This is a genomic window from Methylobacterium sp. WL12 (assembly GCF_008039475.1).
GTDB lineage: Bacteria > Pseudomonadota > Alphaproteobacteria > Rhizobiales > Beijerinckiaceae > Methylobacterium > Methylobacterium cerastii.
In genome coordinates, this window is sequence record NZ_VRUW01000019.1 from 14,830 (window position 1) to 29,303 (window position 14,474).

Consider the following 14,474-nt stretch of genomic DNA (forward strand, 5'->3'; position numbering starts at 1 on the left):
CGAAACTGTAGCGTGTCACTTGACAGTTTACGGACGGGATGCCATATCTCGCCTGTCGTCAGACCTGCGATCGGCAGCGAGAGGCTCGTGCCGGGATGATCGTCAGCTTCCGGCACAAGGGTCTCAAGGAGCTGTTCGCGTCCGGCCGTTCCGCCAAGATCGCCGCTCATCTCAAGGCGCGCTGCCTGCGCATCCTGGACGCGCTCGACCAGGCCTCGAAGCCGGCGGACATGAACGTGCCGGGCTACGACTTCCACGCCCTGCACGGGTTCACGCCGACCCGATACACCGTCCACGTGAACGGTCCGTGGTGCATCACGTTCGAGTTCGAGGACGACGACGCCGCGCGCGTCGACTTCGAGCAGTATCATTGACGGTGAGGAGAGGCGATTTGCCCGAGGAATTCGCAGCCAAACGCCCGAACCGGGCCCCCACGCACCCCGGCGCCATCCTGCGGGAGGACGTGCTCCCGGCCCTGGGGATCACGGTTACCCAGCTCGCCAGCCATCTGAAGGTGACCCGCCAGCAGATCCATCGTGTGCTGTCGGAATCGTCCGACGTCTCGCCGGAGATGGCGCATCGGCTGGGCAAGCTCTGCGGCAACGGCCCCCTGCTGTGGAGCCGGATGCAGGAGGCCTACAGCCTCTGGCAGGCGGCGGAACGGCTCGGCCCCGACCTCGCGGAAATCCCGACCCTTGAGGCGAAGCGGGCGGCCTGAAGCAGCCTGCGGGACGATGCCGAGCTACACGCCCAGCATCGAACGACGGTCGGCCTTTTGTGACCCGGAAGGATCGAGATTCGGCCGACGGCGCCGCTCGACCGGAACCGGGCCAGACCGTATCATCGGTACCGGCCATCACCGTATCGAGGACGCGACCCGATGTCGGGCACCACTGTGCCGCTCAACTCCGATCTCGAGGAGCAGCTCGGGCGCATCCACCAGCAGCGGGAAGAGAGCGAGAAGTTCGTCGCCGAGTAGAAGAAACTGATGGCCGAGTCGATGAAGCTCGAACACGAAGCGCGAAAGCTGGAGCGCGACCGGATGCTCGCCCCCTGGCAGATCGCGCTCTCCGGCATGGCGGCGGACGCGGCGTTCTTCGGCGCCGGCGCCGCCTTCGTCAAGCTGATCGGATCGTGACGCGCGGGTCGGTCACGATCTGGCTTACCTGAGCGTCAGGCGGCGCAATCCAAAAAACCCGCCTTGATCGCCTCGGCGTCGAGCTTGCGCCCGATGAACACCACCCGCGAGGAGCGGTCCTCGCCCGCCTTCCACTCGGCTTGCAGGTCGCCGTCGAGGATCATGTGGACGCCCTGGAAGACGAACCGGTGCGGCTCGTCGGGGAACGAGACGATGCCCTTGCAGCGCAGGATGTCCGGCCCCTGGATCGTGGTGAGGTTCGAGATCCACGGCATGAACTTCTCCGGGTCGACCGGGCCGTCGATGCGGGCCGAGAACGACTGCATGTCGTCGTCGTGGTGATGGTGGTGCCCCTCCTCCAGGAAGTCGGGCTCGAGGTCGAGGATGCGGCCGAGGTCGAAGGCGTTGCGGCCGAGCACCGCGTCGATCGGCACGTCGCAGTTCGTGGTGCGGTGGAGCTTGGCGTAGGGGTTGATGGCGCGGATCTCGCCCTCGACGCGCGCGAGGTCGGCCTCGGAGACGAGGTCGGCCTTGTTGAGCAGGATCACGTCGGCGAAGGCGACCTGGTTCTTCGCCTCGGGCGCGTCCTTCAGGCGCTCGGACAGCCACTTGGCGTCGGCGACCGTCACCACCGCGTCGAGGCGGGCGGCCTCGCCCACGTCCTGGTCGACGAAGAAGGTCTGGGCCACGGGGGCCGGGTCGGCTAGCCCCGTGGTCTCGACGATGATCGCGTCGAACTTGCCGCGCCGCTTCACCAGGCCGTCCATGATGCGGATCAGGTCGCCGCGCACGGTGCAGCAGACGCAGCCGTTGTTCATCTCGAACACTTCCTCGTCGGCGCCGACGACGAGGTCGTTGTCGATGCCGATCTCGCCGAACTCGTTGACGATCACCGCGTAGCGCTTGCCGTGGTTCTCGGTGAGGATGCGGTTGAGCAGCGTCGTCTTGCCGGCGCCGAGGTAGCCGGTCAGGACGGTGACCGGGATCTTCCCGGACGTGGTCGACTCGGACGTCGTCGGCTCGGACGTGGCGGGGCTCTGCGATCCGGACATGGGGCGACTCGTTTTCGGGGGCGGTGACGCGGAGGGCGCCCGGGCGGAGCCGGGCTGCCGACGACCTGTCATATCGTATCATCGGCCCGCGGATGGAAGCACCCGAGCGCGGGCGCGGCGGTCTGGGCGCCCATGTCCGTCGCGAGGGCTCGTCCCTTGAGCGAGGCCGTCCCGTCGCAAGGCTGTCGCGAACGCCTGTCAGGGAGCGCTGGAGACCTGCCGCGTTCGAAGCTGGCGCGCGACGCCCGCCCCGGCGCCGCCGCGGGCCGGTCGATCCTCGTTTGTATCCGAGTCCTTCGTGCCCGATATCCCGAACGTGATCGCCACAGCGCGCCGCAATCGTCCTGCGGCGGCGCCCGACACCGGCGCGGCCATTGTGCGCCCCCGGCGCGCGGGATATCGGCGCTGCAGCAACGCACGCGTCGCCGGACGGCCCTAGGCCCGGCCTGCCTTAGAAAAGCACCATCGATCGGTTCGGTGCGGGGTGACGGGTTCCACCTCCGTCCGATCGCTCCGCCCCTCCCGCGACCACGACCCGAAGACGACAGCGCGATGGACGCCCGCACGCCTCTCGACCCCGACACCGACGCGCCGACGGGCGGGACCCAGCGTCCCCGCCGCCAGGGGCTGCTGCCGATCGCGGTGGTGCTGTCGCTGGTGATCGCCGCCGTCGCCGTGGTGGCGGTGTTCCCGCAGCCGGTGCGCGGCGTGCTCGAATCCGCGGCGACCTCCGTCCGTGGGATGTTCGGCGGGGCGGCGCAGGACGAGACCGCCGAGGCCGAAGCCCCCGCGACCTCCGCCGAGCGGACCTTCCGGCCGACGCAGGAGCAGCGCGCCGCCTTCGAGATCCACCCGGTGGCGACGATGACGTTCCGCCCGGAGGGCTCGGCCGAAGGCCGCATCGCGCTCAACGACGACGACAACGTGCCCGTGGCCTCGCCCTATTCCGGCCGCGTCACCAAGGTGCTCAAGCGCGCCGGCGACGACGTGAAGGCCGGCGAGGTGCTCCTCGTCATCGAGGCCACCGACATGGTCCAGGCCCAGAACGACTACCAGGGGGCGCTCAACACCATCCAGAAGCAGCAGGCGCTGCTCAAGCTCGACCAGACCATCGCCAGCCGGCAGCAGGAGCTGTTCGCGGCCAAGGCGGTGGCCCTGAAGGACTACCAGTCGGCCCAGAACGACGTGATCGCGGCGCAGAGCGACCTGAAGACGGCGCAGGCCTCGCTGGACGCAGTGCGCAACCGCCTGAAGCTGCTCGGCAAGACCGACGCCGAGATCGCCGCCTTCGAGAAGAACGGCACGATGAGCGCCGAGACGCAGATCCAGGCGCCGATCGCCGGGACGATCGTTCAGCGCAAGGTCGGCATCGGGCAGTACCTCACCACGTCGAGCGACCCGGCCTTCGTCATCGGCGACCTCTCGACGGTCTGGCTCATCGCCAACGTGCGCGAGAGCGAGATCCCGAAGATCCGCATCGGCCAGGAGGTCGAGGCGCGGGTCGCCGGCTTCGGCACCCGCGTGTTCAAGGCGCGGGTGAACTACATGGCCTCCAGCCTCGATCCGGCGACGCGCCGCCTCGCCGTGCGCAGCGAGGTCGACAACCCGGACCGGTCGCTGCGGCCGGAGATGTTCGCCACCTTCACCATCGTCACCGGCAAGCCGCAGCCCTCGCCCGCCGTGCCGCTCGCGGCGATCGTCTACGAGGGCGCCAGCGCCCACGTCTGGGTCGCCCGGCCCGACGGCGCCATCGCGGCGCGCGGCGTCACGCTCGGCCTGATCAACGGCGACAACGCGCAGGTGGTGGACGGGCTCGCCGCCGGCGAGGAGGTCGTCACCCGCGGCGCGCTGTTCATCGACCGCGCCGCGTCGGGCGACAAGGCGTCCTGACCGGACGGGAACGGCCGGGGGGCATGACGCGATGAACAGCCTGATCGTCTTCTCTCTGCGCCAGCGCGTGCTGGTGTGCCTCGGCTTCCTGGTGATGCTGGCGCTCGGCTACGCCGCCTACACCCAGCTCAACATCGAGGCCTATCCCGATCCGGTCCCGCCGCTCGTCGACGTGATCACCCAGAATCCCGGCCAGTCGGCCGACGAGATCGAGCGCTACATCACGATCCCGCTGGAGGTGGCGCTCGCCGGCATCCCGAACGCGCAGGTGGTGCGCACGATCTCGCTGTTCGGCCTGTCCGACGTGAAGGTGCAGTTCAACTACGAGTTCACCTACGAGGAGGCCTTGCAGCGGGTGCTCAACCGCCTGTCGCAGGCGCCGCCCCTGCCGAACGGCGCGACGCCGCAGATCTCGCCGACGAGCCCGGTGGGCGAGATCATGCGCTACAAGCTCGTCGGGCCGAAGGGCTTCTCGTCGGCCGAGATGAAGACCCTGCAGGATTGGGTGCTGCAGCGCCGCTTCAAGGCGATTCCGGGCGTCGTCGACGTGACCGCCTTCGGCGGCAAGGCCAAGGAATACGAGATCGCGGTCGACCTCAACCGCCTCCAGGCCCAGGGCATGACCCTGGTGCAGCTCGTCTCGGCCCTCAACAACTCCTCGATCAACGTCGGCGGCCAGACGCTGAACGTCGGCGAGCAGTCGGCCGTGGTCCGCGGCGTCGGCCTGATCCGCGACATGGACGACATCAAGGATACGATGCTGACCCAGGTCGCCGGCACGCCGGTGCTGGTGCGGGACGTGGCGGACGTGCGCGTCTCGAACGCGCCGCGGCTGGGCATCGTCGGTCACGACGGCTCGAACGACATCGTCGAGGGCATCGTCCTGATGAGCCGCGGCGGCCAGAGCCTGCCGACGCTCAAGCGCGTGGAAGCCGAGATCGAGAAGATCAACGCCTCGACGATCCTGCCGCCCGAGGTGAAGATCGAGCGGATCTACGACCGGTCGGGGCTGATCCACACCACCACGCACACGGTGATGCACAACCTCGTCTTCGGCGTGGTTCTGGTCTTCGTGGTGCAGTGGCTGTTCCTCGGCTCGCTTCGAAGCGCGATCATCGTGGCGGCGACCATCCCCTTCGCCCTCGGCTTCGCCATCCTGATCCTGGTGGTGCGCGGCGATTCCGCGAACCTCCTGTCGCTCGGCGCGATCGATTTCGGGCTGATCGTCGACGCCACCGTCATCATGGTCGAGAACGTGTTCCGGCACCTGGCCGAGCCGCACCACTCGGAGGGGCAGCCGGCGCCGGGCGGCCTCACCGGACGGCTCGGCACCATCGCCATCGCCGGCTCCGAGGTGAACCGGGCGATCTTCTTTTCGGCGACGATCATCATCGTTGGCTTCCTGCCGCTGTTCACGATGTCGGGCGTCGAGGGCCACATCTTCGGGCCGATGGCCAAGACCTACGCCTACGCGCTGGTCGGCGGCCTGCTCGCGACCTTCACGGTCTCGCCCGCGCTCTCGGCGGTGATCCTGCCGAAGCACGTGGAGGAGCGCGACACCCTGATCGTGAAGGTGCTGCGCTTCGGCCACGAGATCATCCTCGGCTTCGGCCTGCGCAACCGCATCCTCTCGATCGCGGTGACGGTGGCGATCCTGCTGGTGTCGGGGCTCGTCGCGCGGAACCTCGGCCTCGAGTTCCTGCCCAAGCTCGAGGAGGGCAACCTCTACGTGCGCGGCACGATGCCGGCCTCGATCTCGCTGGAGGCCGGCAACGCCTACGTCGAGCGCCTGCGCAAGATCTTCACCGAGGTGCCCGAGGTCGTCACCGTGATCTCGCACCAGGGCCGGCCGAGCGACGGCACCGACGCCACCGGCTTCTTCAACGTCGAGATCCTGGCGCCGCTGAAGCCGATCGACCAGTGGCGCAAGGGGCTCGACAAGGAACAGCTCATCGCCGGGCTGTCGAAGCGCCTCGACGCGGAGTTCCCCGGCATCGAGTTCAACTTCTCCCAGTACATCGAGGACAACGTCCAGGAGGCGGCCTCGGGGGTGAAGGGCGAGAACTCGGTCAAGGTCTACGGCACGGATCTAGCCGCGATCACCAAGGCGGCCAACGACGTGAAGGCGGTGCTCGCCACCGTCCCCGGCGTCACCGACCTCTCGGTCTTTGCCTCGCTGGGCCAGCCCACGGTGCGGATCGACGTCGACCGCCACAAGGCCGCCCGTTACGGCCTCTCGATCGGCGACGTGAACACCACCATCGCCGCCGCCATCGGCGGACAGACCGCGGGCGACCTCTACGAGTACGGCTCCGACCGGCACTTCCCGATGCGCGTGCGGCTGGCGAAGGAATACCGCTCGTCGCTGGCCACCATCCGCAACATCACCATCGGCGCCGCCAACCCGAACGGCGGCGTGGTGCAGGTGCCGCTCTCCGAGATCGCCGACGTCGACCTCGTCTCGGGCGCGTCGTTCATCTACCGCGAGGACCAGGAGCGCTACATCCCGGTGAAGTTCTCGGTGCGCGGGCGCGACCTCGGCGGCACCGTGCTGGAGGCGCAACGGCGCGTCGCCGACGAGGTGACGCTGCCGGCCGGCTATCACCTCGAATGGGTCGGCCAGTTCACCAACCTGCAGGACGCGGTGACGCGCCTCAGCCTGGTGGTGCCGATCACCCTGGTGCTGATCGCGCTGCTGCTGTTCATCAACTTCAACTCGGTCGCCGACATGCTGCTCGGCCTGTCGGTGATCCCGATGGCGATGATCGGCGGCATCTTCGCGCTGGCGCTCACCGGCACCCCGTTCTCGATCTCGGCGGCGATCGGCTTCATCGCGCTGTTCGGCATCTCGACGATGGAGGGCGTGATCCTGCTCGCCTACTACAACCAGCTGATGGAAGAGGGATGGCCGCGCAAGGAGGCTGTCTGGCACGCCTCGATCGTGCGGATGCGGCCGGTGATGATGACCTGCGTCGCCGCCTGCGTCGGCCTCCTGCCGGCGGCGGTCTCCACCGGCATCGGCTCACAGGTGCAGAAGCCGCTCGCCCTCGTCGTCGTCGGCGGCATCCTGCTCGCGCCCAACCTGATCCTCGTGGTGGTGCCGGTGCTGATCTCGCTGTTCTCCCGCCGCCAGCCGAACCCGCTGGCGACGCCCGTCCTGCACCGGGCGGCGGCGTGATGGCGTCGGCTTCGAAACCCGTGGCGCGGGCACCACAACCCCCGCCCTCCCCGCCCGTCACGGCCAACGCCGCATTGACTCGACGCCCTCCCGCGGCGCTCTACCGGGCGGGGGTTCGCGCGACCGCGCGGGCCGGCACTCGCTGGGGCGCGATGATCGAGACGGCCCTGTACCGGCGATCCGCACGGGCGGCGGCGCTTGCCGCGAGCCTGAGCCTGTCCGCCTGCGCGGTCGGCCCGAACTACATCGCGCCCGAGGATCCGCCGGTCGCCCGCTACACGAAGGAGCCCCTGGCGAACCCGAGCGCGGCCGACAAGGTCGCCACGCGCCAGGGCGGCTCGGCCGACCAGAGCTTCGTCTCGGGCGCCGACATCCCCGGCCAGTGGTGGACGCTGTTCCGCTCCAAGGCGCTGAACCGCCTGGTCGAGGAGGCGCTGGCCAACAACCCGAACCTGGAGGCGGCCCAGGCGAGCCTGCGCATCGCGCAGCAGAACGTGCTCGCGCAGAAGGGCACGCTGTATCCCTCGCTCTCGGCCAACCCGCAGGCGCTGGGCGCGCGGGCGCCGGGGCTCGACCTGCAATCGCCGCTGCAGAACCAGAACAACTACCTCTACAGCCTCTACACGCCGCAGGTGACGGTGGCGTTCAACCCCGACGTGTTCGGCCTCAACCGCCGCACGATCGAGGGGCTGGAGGCGACGGCCGAGAACCAGCGCTTCCAGCTCGAGGCCGCCTACCTCAGCCTCACCGCCAACGTCGTCGCCGCCGCGATCCAGGAGGCCAGCCTCCGCGCCCAGATCGACGCGACGAAGCGGGTGATCCAGGCCCAGACCGAGGTGCTGACCCTCTACAACAAGCAGCTCTCGCTCGGGCAGATCGCCGGCGCCGACGTGATCCAGCAGCAGGCGGCCCTGTCGCTGTCGCAGCAGCTGCTGCCGCCGCTGGAGAAGCAGCTGGCGCAGCAGCGCAACCTCCTGACCGCGCTCGCCGGACGCCTGCCGAGCGAGGAGGTGGCTGAGACCTTCACCCTCTCGGCCCTGCGGCTGCCGACGAAGGTCCCCGTCAGCCTGCCCTCGCGCCTGGTGCAGCAGCGGCCGGACGTGAAGGCGGCCGAGGCCCTGGTGCAGCAGGCCTCGGCCGGCGTCGGCGTCGCGGTGGCGAACAGGCTGCCGCAATTCTCGATCACCGCCGCGGGCGGTTCGAGCGCCGTGCGGTTGGCGCAGATCACCAACCCGGGCGCCGGGTTCTTCACCATCCTCGGGCAAGCCACCGCGCCGATCTTCGACGCCGGCACGCTCTACCGCCGCCAGCGCGCCTCCGAGGAGACCCTGACCCAGGCGCAGGCGCAGTACCGCGCCGTGGTGATCGCCGCGTTCCAGAACGTGGCCGACGCGCTGCGCGCCCTGCAATCGGACGCCGCCGCGGTCGCCGCCGCCTCGGCCGCGGAGAATGCGACGGGCCAGAGCCTCGGCCTGATCCGCAAGCAGTTCTCGGCCGGCGCCGTGAACTCGACGCAGGTGTTGATCGCCCAGCAGGGCTACCTCTCGGCGCTCGTCACATCGGCCGGCGCGCGGGCGACGCAGTACGCCGACACCGCGGCCCTGTTCCAGGCGCTCGGCGGCGGCTGGTGGAACCGCGCCGACGTCGCCCCGCCCCCGCCCGAGACCGACCCGCTGAAGTTCTTGTAAGGCGGCCGCGAGGACGCGGCGCGTTGACGGCCGGGGTGGCGATCGCCATTCTCAGGAGCGAGAGGCTTTGGCATGACCGCTCCCACATCCGTCCTGCACATCCGCGTCGATGACGAGACCGAGGCCGGCGCCGTGGTCGCGCTCGATGCCCTCGGCCTGTCCATGTCGGATGCGGTGCGCCTGGTCCTGCACCGCGTCGCCACGGATCGAGCGCTTCCCTTCGAACTCGGGGTTCCGAACGCCGAGACCCGGGCTGCGATGGAGGAAGCCGAGACCATCGCCCGCCGGCACCGGAGCCGCTTCACGAACGCCGACGCGTTGATCGCCGACCTTGAAGACGCCGGCATCCGCTAGAGCATTTTTCAAGCGAGGTGGATGCCGGCTCGCGTGAAGAAAATGCGACCACACAGCAGGTTAGAGCATTTTCCGTGATCCAGAGATCACGGAAAATGCTCTAAGCGCGCCGCCCCGCCGCGGGCGTCGGACTACACGAAGACCTTCCGCAAGGATTGGGAACGCCTGTCCCGCTCCGGCCGGTACGACATGTCTCGTCTGAAACAGGTCATGCTGCTGCTGATCGCCAACGACGGCCCCCAGGCCCCGAGTGGCTCGATCATCCGTTGAAGGGGAATTGGGCGGGACATCGCGAATGCCACGTCGGCGGCGACTTCCTGCTCGCCTACACGATCGACGACGAACGCGGCTCCGGCCTCGTCGTCTTCGTCCGCGCCGGCACCCATGCGGACCTGTTCGGAGCCTGAACGGATGCCCTGCGCCGGCCTTGGCGGGATGATGCCGCCGCCGCCGGCAGGCCACGTCCGATGTCCGTCCCTCTACGAAGGCCCGCCTCATGAGCTTCACCGCGATCCCGGCCGTGTTCATGCGCGGCGGCACCAGCAAGGCGCTGATGCTGCACCGGCGCGACGTGCCGGCCGACGTCGCGGCCTGGGAACCGCTGTTCCTGTCGGCGATGGGCAGCCCCGATCCGTTCGGGCGCCAGCTCGACGGCATGGGCGGGGGCGTTTCGTCGGTCTCGAAGATCTGCGTCGTCGCGCGCTCGCGCCGCGACGACGCCGACGTGGATTACACCTTCGTCCAGGTGGTGGTGCGCGAGGCGCGGATCGACCTGTCGGGCAATTGCGGCAACATGCTCTCGGCGGTCGGCCCCTTCGCGATCGACGAGGGGCTGGTCTCGGCGCCCGACGGGCCTGTGACGATCCGGATCTTCAACACCAACACGAAGAAGGTCGTCCACGCCGCCTTCGCGGTGGCGGGCGGACGCGCGGTCTACCGCGGCGACCTCGCCATTCCCGGCGTCGCGGGGACGGCCGCGCCGATCCGCCTCGACTTCGTCAATCCCGGCGGCGCCACCACCGGCCGGCTGCTCCCCATCGGCACGGTGCGCGAGCGCCTCGCGGTGGCGGGGCTCGGGCACTTCGACGTCTCGATGGTGGACGCCGCCAACGCCTGTGTCTTCGTGAAGGCCACCGCCCTCGGGCTGACGGGGACCGAGCTGCCGGCGGCGATCGAGGCCGTACCCGGCCTGCTCGACCGTCTCGGCCGCATCCGCCGCGCGGCCTCGGTGGCGATGGGCATCGCCCGCGACGACGCGCACGCGGCCACCATCGTCCATGTCCCCTTCGTCGGCCTGGTGGCGCCGCCGCAGGACGCGGGCACCCTCTCGGGCGAGCGCGTGACCGCCGCCGCGGTCGACCTCACCGCCCGGGTGATCTCGAACGGCGTGCCGCATCAGGCGCTGCCACTCACCGCCCCCCTGTGCCTCGCGGTCGCCGCCCGCCTCCCCGGCAGCGTCGTCGCCGAGGTCGCCCGTGAAACCGCCGACACCCTGCGCGTCGGCATGCCCTCAGGCGTCCTCACCGCCGACGCCGACGTGGTCCAGGATGGGGACGGGTTCCGCACGACGCGCGGTTCGTTCTTCCGCACGGCCCGGCCGCTGATGCGGGGGGTGGTGTACGCGTGAAGCGGACAAGACGGCGTCCCTCCAACCTCGGTCAATCCGGGGCTGCGAAGCAGAGCCCGGAATGACGGGGCGGGTGTGATCGCGGGATCAGCGCGTCCGCCTCACGTCCCCACCACCACCAAGACGATCTCCCGCCGGTGCGCCCGGTCGCGGTGCTCGATCAGGTACACGCCCTGCCAGGTGCCGAGCGCAAGGCGGCCGTCCACCACCGGGATCGACAGGGTGGCGTCGGTGACCATCGTGCGGATGTGGGCGGGCATGTCGTCCGGTCCTTCGGCGCCGTGGACGTAGGCCGCGTGGCGCGGGGCGAAGCCGTCCAGCGCGGTCATCAGGTCGGCCTGCACGTCCGGGTCGGCGTTCTCCTGGATCGTCAGCGAGGCCGAGGTATGCCGGCAGAACACCGTGACGATGCCGTCCGAGACGTCGCTGTCGCGCACGAAGGCGGCGACCGCGTCGGTGAACTCGGTGAAGCCCGGCCCCGGCGTGGCGATCGTCAGCCGCCCGCCGGCCTGGCGCCGGACGGAGCCGGAAAACAGCGCCTCGACCGTCCCCACCGTGCCACGCTTCATTCCGCGATCTCCAAGGTCGTGCCCGGCATCGTCTCGCGCTCGCCCCGCGCCAGGATGCGTTCCAGAAGGTCGATCCGGTCGGCCTCGGCTGCCGGCTTGTCCCAGCGGATGCGGCTGACGCGGGGGAATCGCATGGCGACGCCCGATTTGTGCCGGGTGGAGCGTTGCACGCCCTCGAAGGCGATCTCCAGCACCAATCCGCCCTCCGTCCCGTAGGCGACCTCGCGCACCGGGCCGAAACGCTTCACCGTGTGGTTGCGGACATAGCGGTCGAGCTTGGCCAGCTCCGCGTCGGTGAAGCCGTGATAGGCCTTGCCGACGGGCACCAGCTCGGGCCCGTCGGCGCCGTCCCGCCACACGCCGAACGTGTAGTCGGAGTAGAACGACGAGCGCTTCCCGTGGCCGCGCTGGGCGTACATCATCACCGCGTCGACGAGGTGCGGCTCGCGCTTCCACTTCCACCACGGGCCCTTCGGGCGGCCGGGCAGATAGGGGCTGTCGCGGCGCTTGAGCATCACGCCCTCGATGGCGTCGGCATCCAAGCCGGCTCCCAAAGCCGCCGGGTCGGCGCGGGCCGCGGCCAGGTCCTCCCAGGTCGAGAACGGCACCAGCGGCGAGACGTCGATCCGCACGTGGTCGAGCGTCGCCACGAACGCTTCGAGCCGGGCGCGGCGTTCCACGAAGCCGAGCCCGCGCAGGTCCTCGCCGTCGGCGGTGAGCAGGTCGTAGGCGCGCACATGCGCCGGGAACTCCTCCGTCAGCTTGCCCGTCACCGCCTTGCGGTTGAGGCGCTGCTGCAGCACGTTGAAGCTCTGCACCCGGCTCTCGCGCAGGATCAGCAACTCGCCGTCGAGCGTCCCCGTGAAGGTGACCGCCTCGGCCAAATCCGGGAAGGCGCCGGAGATGTCCTCGCCGGTGCGCGAGTAGATCCGCGCCACCTGCTCGCCCGCCGCGTCGCGCCCGCCGACGAGCTGCACGCGGATGCCGTCCCACTTCCACTCGCCGGAGAAGTCGGCCGGGGCGAGCTTGTCGAAGTCGGTCTCCTCCTCGATCGGGTGCGACAGCATCGGCGGCCGGAACGGGGCCGGGTTCAGGGTCTCGGGCCGCGGGCCGCGCCCCTCCGCCCAGGCGAACAGGGTCTCGAACGGGGCCTTGAGCCCGTGCCAGACCTCCTCGACCGCGTCCGCCTCGTGGCCGCCGAGCGCGCCGACCGCGGTCTTGGCGAGCCGCGCCGACACGCCGACGCGCAGGTTTCCGGTGACGAGCTTCAACAGCGCCCAGCGCCCGGTCTCGTCGAGCGCGTCGAGCCAGGTCGCAAGGTGCTGAGGCAGGTCGGCCTTGCGGATGGTCGACAGGGTCTCGACCACCTCGGCGAGCGTCGGCACGTGCGGAGGCGGGTTGTTGTGGCCGGGGCCGGGAGCGCCGACGGGCTCCCTCTCCCGTTCGGGAGCGGGGACCCGCGCTTCGTCCGCGAGGGGTCCCGGCCAGATCAGCGCGGTCGTCTCCGCGAGATCGCCGACGTAGTTGTGCGAGAGCCGGAACAGCACCGGGTCGATCCGCGCCTCGACGAGGCCGCGGATCAGCGCGGGCTTGGCCTCGCGGAAACTGAGGGTGCCGGTCATCGCCGCGAGCGCGTAGCCGCGTTCCGGGTCCGGGGTCTTCGCGAAGTAGTCCTGCAGCAGGCGCAGCTTCGCGTTGCGGCGCGGCTCGTAAGCGAGGCGGTCCAAAAGCTCGGCGAAATCGTTCACGCGGCGGCCTCGTCGGTGACCTCATCAGCGGCGTCTTGCGCCGCCTCGACGGGCGCCGGCTCCGCGTCGCCGTCGTCGCCGTAGCCCAGCATGTGCAGCGGTTTGGCCTTGATGCCCTGCGTCCCGCACCAGTGCACCAGCGCGTCCTCCTGCCCGTGCGTGACCCAGACCTCGCCGGCCCCGGTCTCGCGGATGGTGCGGCAGAGGTCGGGCCAGTCGGCATGGTCGGAGATCACCAGCGGCAGCTCGACGCCCTTCTGGCGGGCACGCGCGCGCACCCGCATCCAGCCCGAGGCGAAGCTCGTCACCGGGTCCGGGAATTTCCGCGACCACACGTCCTGGATCGACGAGGGCGGGCACAGCACGATGGCGCCCTTCAGGCCGGCGCGGTCGGTGGCGGCCACCTTGGGCGTGTCGCCCAGCGCAAAGCCCTCGCGCTTGTACAGCTCGGTCAGCTTCTCCATCGCCCCGTGCAGGTGGATCGGCCGGTCGTAGCCGGCCTCGCGGAGCAGCATCATCACCCGCTGCGCCTTGCCGAGCGCGTAGGCGCCGACGATGTGGGCGCGCTCGGGGAACAGAGCCACGGAATCGAGGAGCTTGCGCACCTCTGCCGCCGTGTCGGGCATGCGGAACACCGGCAGGCCGAAGGTCGCCTCGGTGATGAACACGTCGCAGGGCACCACCTCGAACGGCCGGCAGGTCGGATCGTGCGCGCGCTTGTAGTCGCCCGACACCACCACGCGCACGCCTTGCGCCTCGATCGCGATCTGCGCCGAGCCGAGGACGTGCCCGGCGGGGGCGAACCGCACCGTCACGTCGCCGACGCGGACGTCCGCGCCGAGCACGGCCTCCTGGCGCGCACCGCAAAAATCTTCGCCGTAGCGCACCGCCATGATGCGCAGGGTCTCGCCCGTGGCGAGCACGCTGCCGTGGCCGGCCCGGGCGTGGTCGGCATGGCCGTGGCTGATCAGCGCCCGCTCGACCGGCCAGGTGGGGTCGACGTGGAAGCGCCCGAGCGGGCAGTACAGCCCCTCGCGGGTCAGGGTCAGGAGGTCGCCGGCGCGAAGCGTCATCGGTCCCGTCTCGTCGAGGGTTGGGTCTGGCGGAGGATGGGTCTACCGAGGGGTGGCGTCGCCGACGATATAGGGCGTCGTCCCGACGAGACCCGGATCGATCCCCCATGACATCGATCCCCGCCATCGAATCGATCCCCGCCGTGAAATCGATTCT

The 14,474-nt window shown here is 70.1% G+C and carries 13 protein-coding genes; 9 read left to right on the forward strand and 4 right to left on the reverse strand.

Annotated elements, in window-relative coordinates; all coding sequences use genetic code 11:
• Positions 1 to 95 precede the first annotated feature (95 nt).
• From FV226_RS09905 to FV226_RS29070, 3 genes are all read left to right on the forward strand, one after another.
• Complete coding sequence (locus FV226_RS09905; protein WP_147762766.1) at positions 96 to 374, forward strand: type II toxin-antitoxin system RelE/ParE family toxin; 279 nt, start codon at positions 96 to 98, stop codon at positions 372 to 374.
• 17 nt (positions 375 to 391) lie between these two features.
• Positions 392 to 718, forward strand: coding sequence for a HigA family addiction module antitoxin (locus FV226_RS09910; protein ID WP_147762767.1), 327 nt, complete (start codon positions 392 to 394; stop codon positions 716 to 718).
• A 270-nt stretch (positions 719 to 988) separates the two neighbouring features.
• Positions 989 to 1,138 (forward strand): hypothetical protein, encoded by a 150-nt coding sequence (locus FV226_RS29070; protein WP_306422380.1) that lies wholly within the window; start codon positions 989 to 991, stop codon positions 1,136 to 1,138.
• Between the two features lie 35 nt (positions 1,139 to 1,173).
• Here the strand turns inward: FV226_RS29070 and FV226_RS09920 are convergent, their stop codons facing one another.
• Positions 1,174 to 2,190, reverse strand: coding sequence for a GTP-binding protein (locus tag FV226_RS09920; protein ID WP_147762768.1), 1,017 nt, complete (start codon positions 2,188 to 2,190; stop codon positions 1,174 to 1,176).
• Between the two features lie 552 nt (positions 2,191 to 2,742).
• Between FV226_RS09920 and FV226_RS09925 the strand changes: the two genes are divergently transcribed.
• From FV226_RS09925 to FV226_RS09950, 6 genes are all read left to right on the forward strand, one after another.
• Positions 2,743 to 4,080: an efflux RND transporter periplasmic adaptor subunit gene (locus FV226_RS09925; RefSeq protein ID WP_147752798.1), complete on the forward strand. Its 1,338-nt coding sequence runs from the start codon at positions 2,743 to 2,745 to the stop codon at positions 4,078 to 4,080.
• Positions 4,081 to 4,111: 31 nt separating this feature from the next.
• The gene (locus FV226_RS09930; protein ID WP_147762769.1) at positions 4,112 to 7,258 is read left to right on the forward strand and encodes a CusA/CzcA family heavy metal efflux RND transporter; all 3,147 of its coding nucleotides are present in this window, start codon (positions 4,112 to 4,114) and stop codon (positions 7,256 to 7,258) included.
• Positions 7,259 to 7,410: 152 nt separating this feature from the next.
• Entirely contained in the window at positions 7,411 to 8,946 is a 1,536-nt protein-coding gene (locus FV226_RS09935; protein WP_147762770.1) for an efflux transporter outer membrane subunit, read from the forward strand.
• A 72-nt stretch (positions 8,947 to 9,018) separates the two neighbouring features.
• Complete coding sequence (locus FV226_RS09940) at positions 9,019 to 9,300, forward strand: type II toxin-antitoxin system RelB/DinJ family antitoxin (RefSeq protein ID WP_147762771.1); 282 nt, start codon at positions 9,019 to 9,021, stop codon at positions 9,298 to 9,300.
• Between the two features lie 266 nt (positions 9,301 to 9,566).
• Complete coding sequence (locus FV226_RS28560) at positions 9,567 to 9,707, forward strand: type II toxin-antitoxin system YafQ family toxin (RefSeq protein ID WP_238270250.1); 141 nt, start codon at positions 9,567 to 9,569, stop codon at positions 9,705 to 9,707.
• Positions 9,708 to 9,796: 89 nt separating this feature from the next.
• Positions 9,797 to 10,927 (forward strand): PrpF domain-containing protein, encoded by a 1,131-nt coding sequence (locus FV226_RS09950; RefSeq protein ID WP_147762772.1) that lies wholly within the window; start codon positions 9,797 to 9,799, stop codon positions 10,925 to 10,927.
• 101 nt (positions 10,928 to 11,028) lie between these two features.
• On the opposite strand, the gene FV226_RS09955 is transcribed toward FV226_RS09950, so the two are convergent.
• The 3 genes from FV226_RS09955 to FV226_RS09965 are packed head-to-tail and all read right to left on the reverse strand — an operon-like array spanning position 11,029 to position 14,317.
• Positions 11,029 to 11,496 carry a secondary thiamine-phosphate synthase enzyme YjbQ gene (locus FV226_RS09955; protein WP_147762773.1) on the reverse strand — a complete coding sequence of 156 codons (468 nt, stop codon included), beginning with the start codon at positions 11,494 to 11,496 and terminating at the stop codon, positions 11,029 to 11,031.
• Positions 11,493 to 13,244, reverse strand: a complete 1,752-nt coding sequence (locus tag FV226_RS09960; RefSeq protein WP_147762774.1) for a cisplatin damage response ATP-dependent DNA ligase — start codon at positions 13,242 to 13,244, stop codon at positions 11,493 to 11,495. The genes FV226_RS09955 and FV226_RS09960 overlap by 4 nt, the downstream gene beginning before the upstream one ends.
• Positions 13,241 to 14,317: a ligase-associated DNA damage response exonuclease gene (locus tag FV226_RS09965; RefSeq protein WP_147762775.1), complete on the reverse strand. Its 1,077-nt coding sequence runs from the start codon at positions 14,315 to 14,317 to the stop codon at positions 13,241 to 13,243. The genes FV226_RS09960 and FV226_RS09965 overlap by 4 nt, the downstream gene beginning before the upstream one ends.
• Between the last annotated feature and the right edge of the window lie 157 nt (positions 14,318 to 14,474).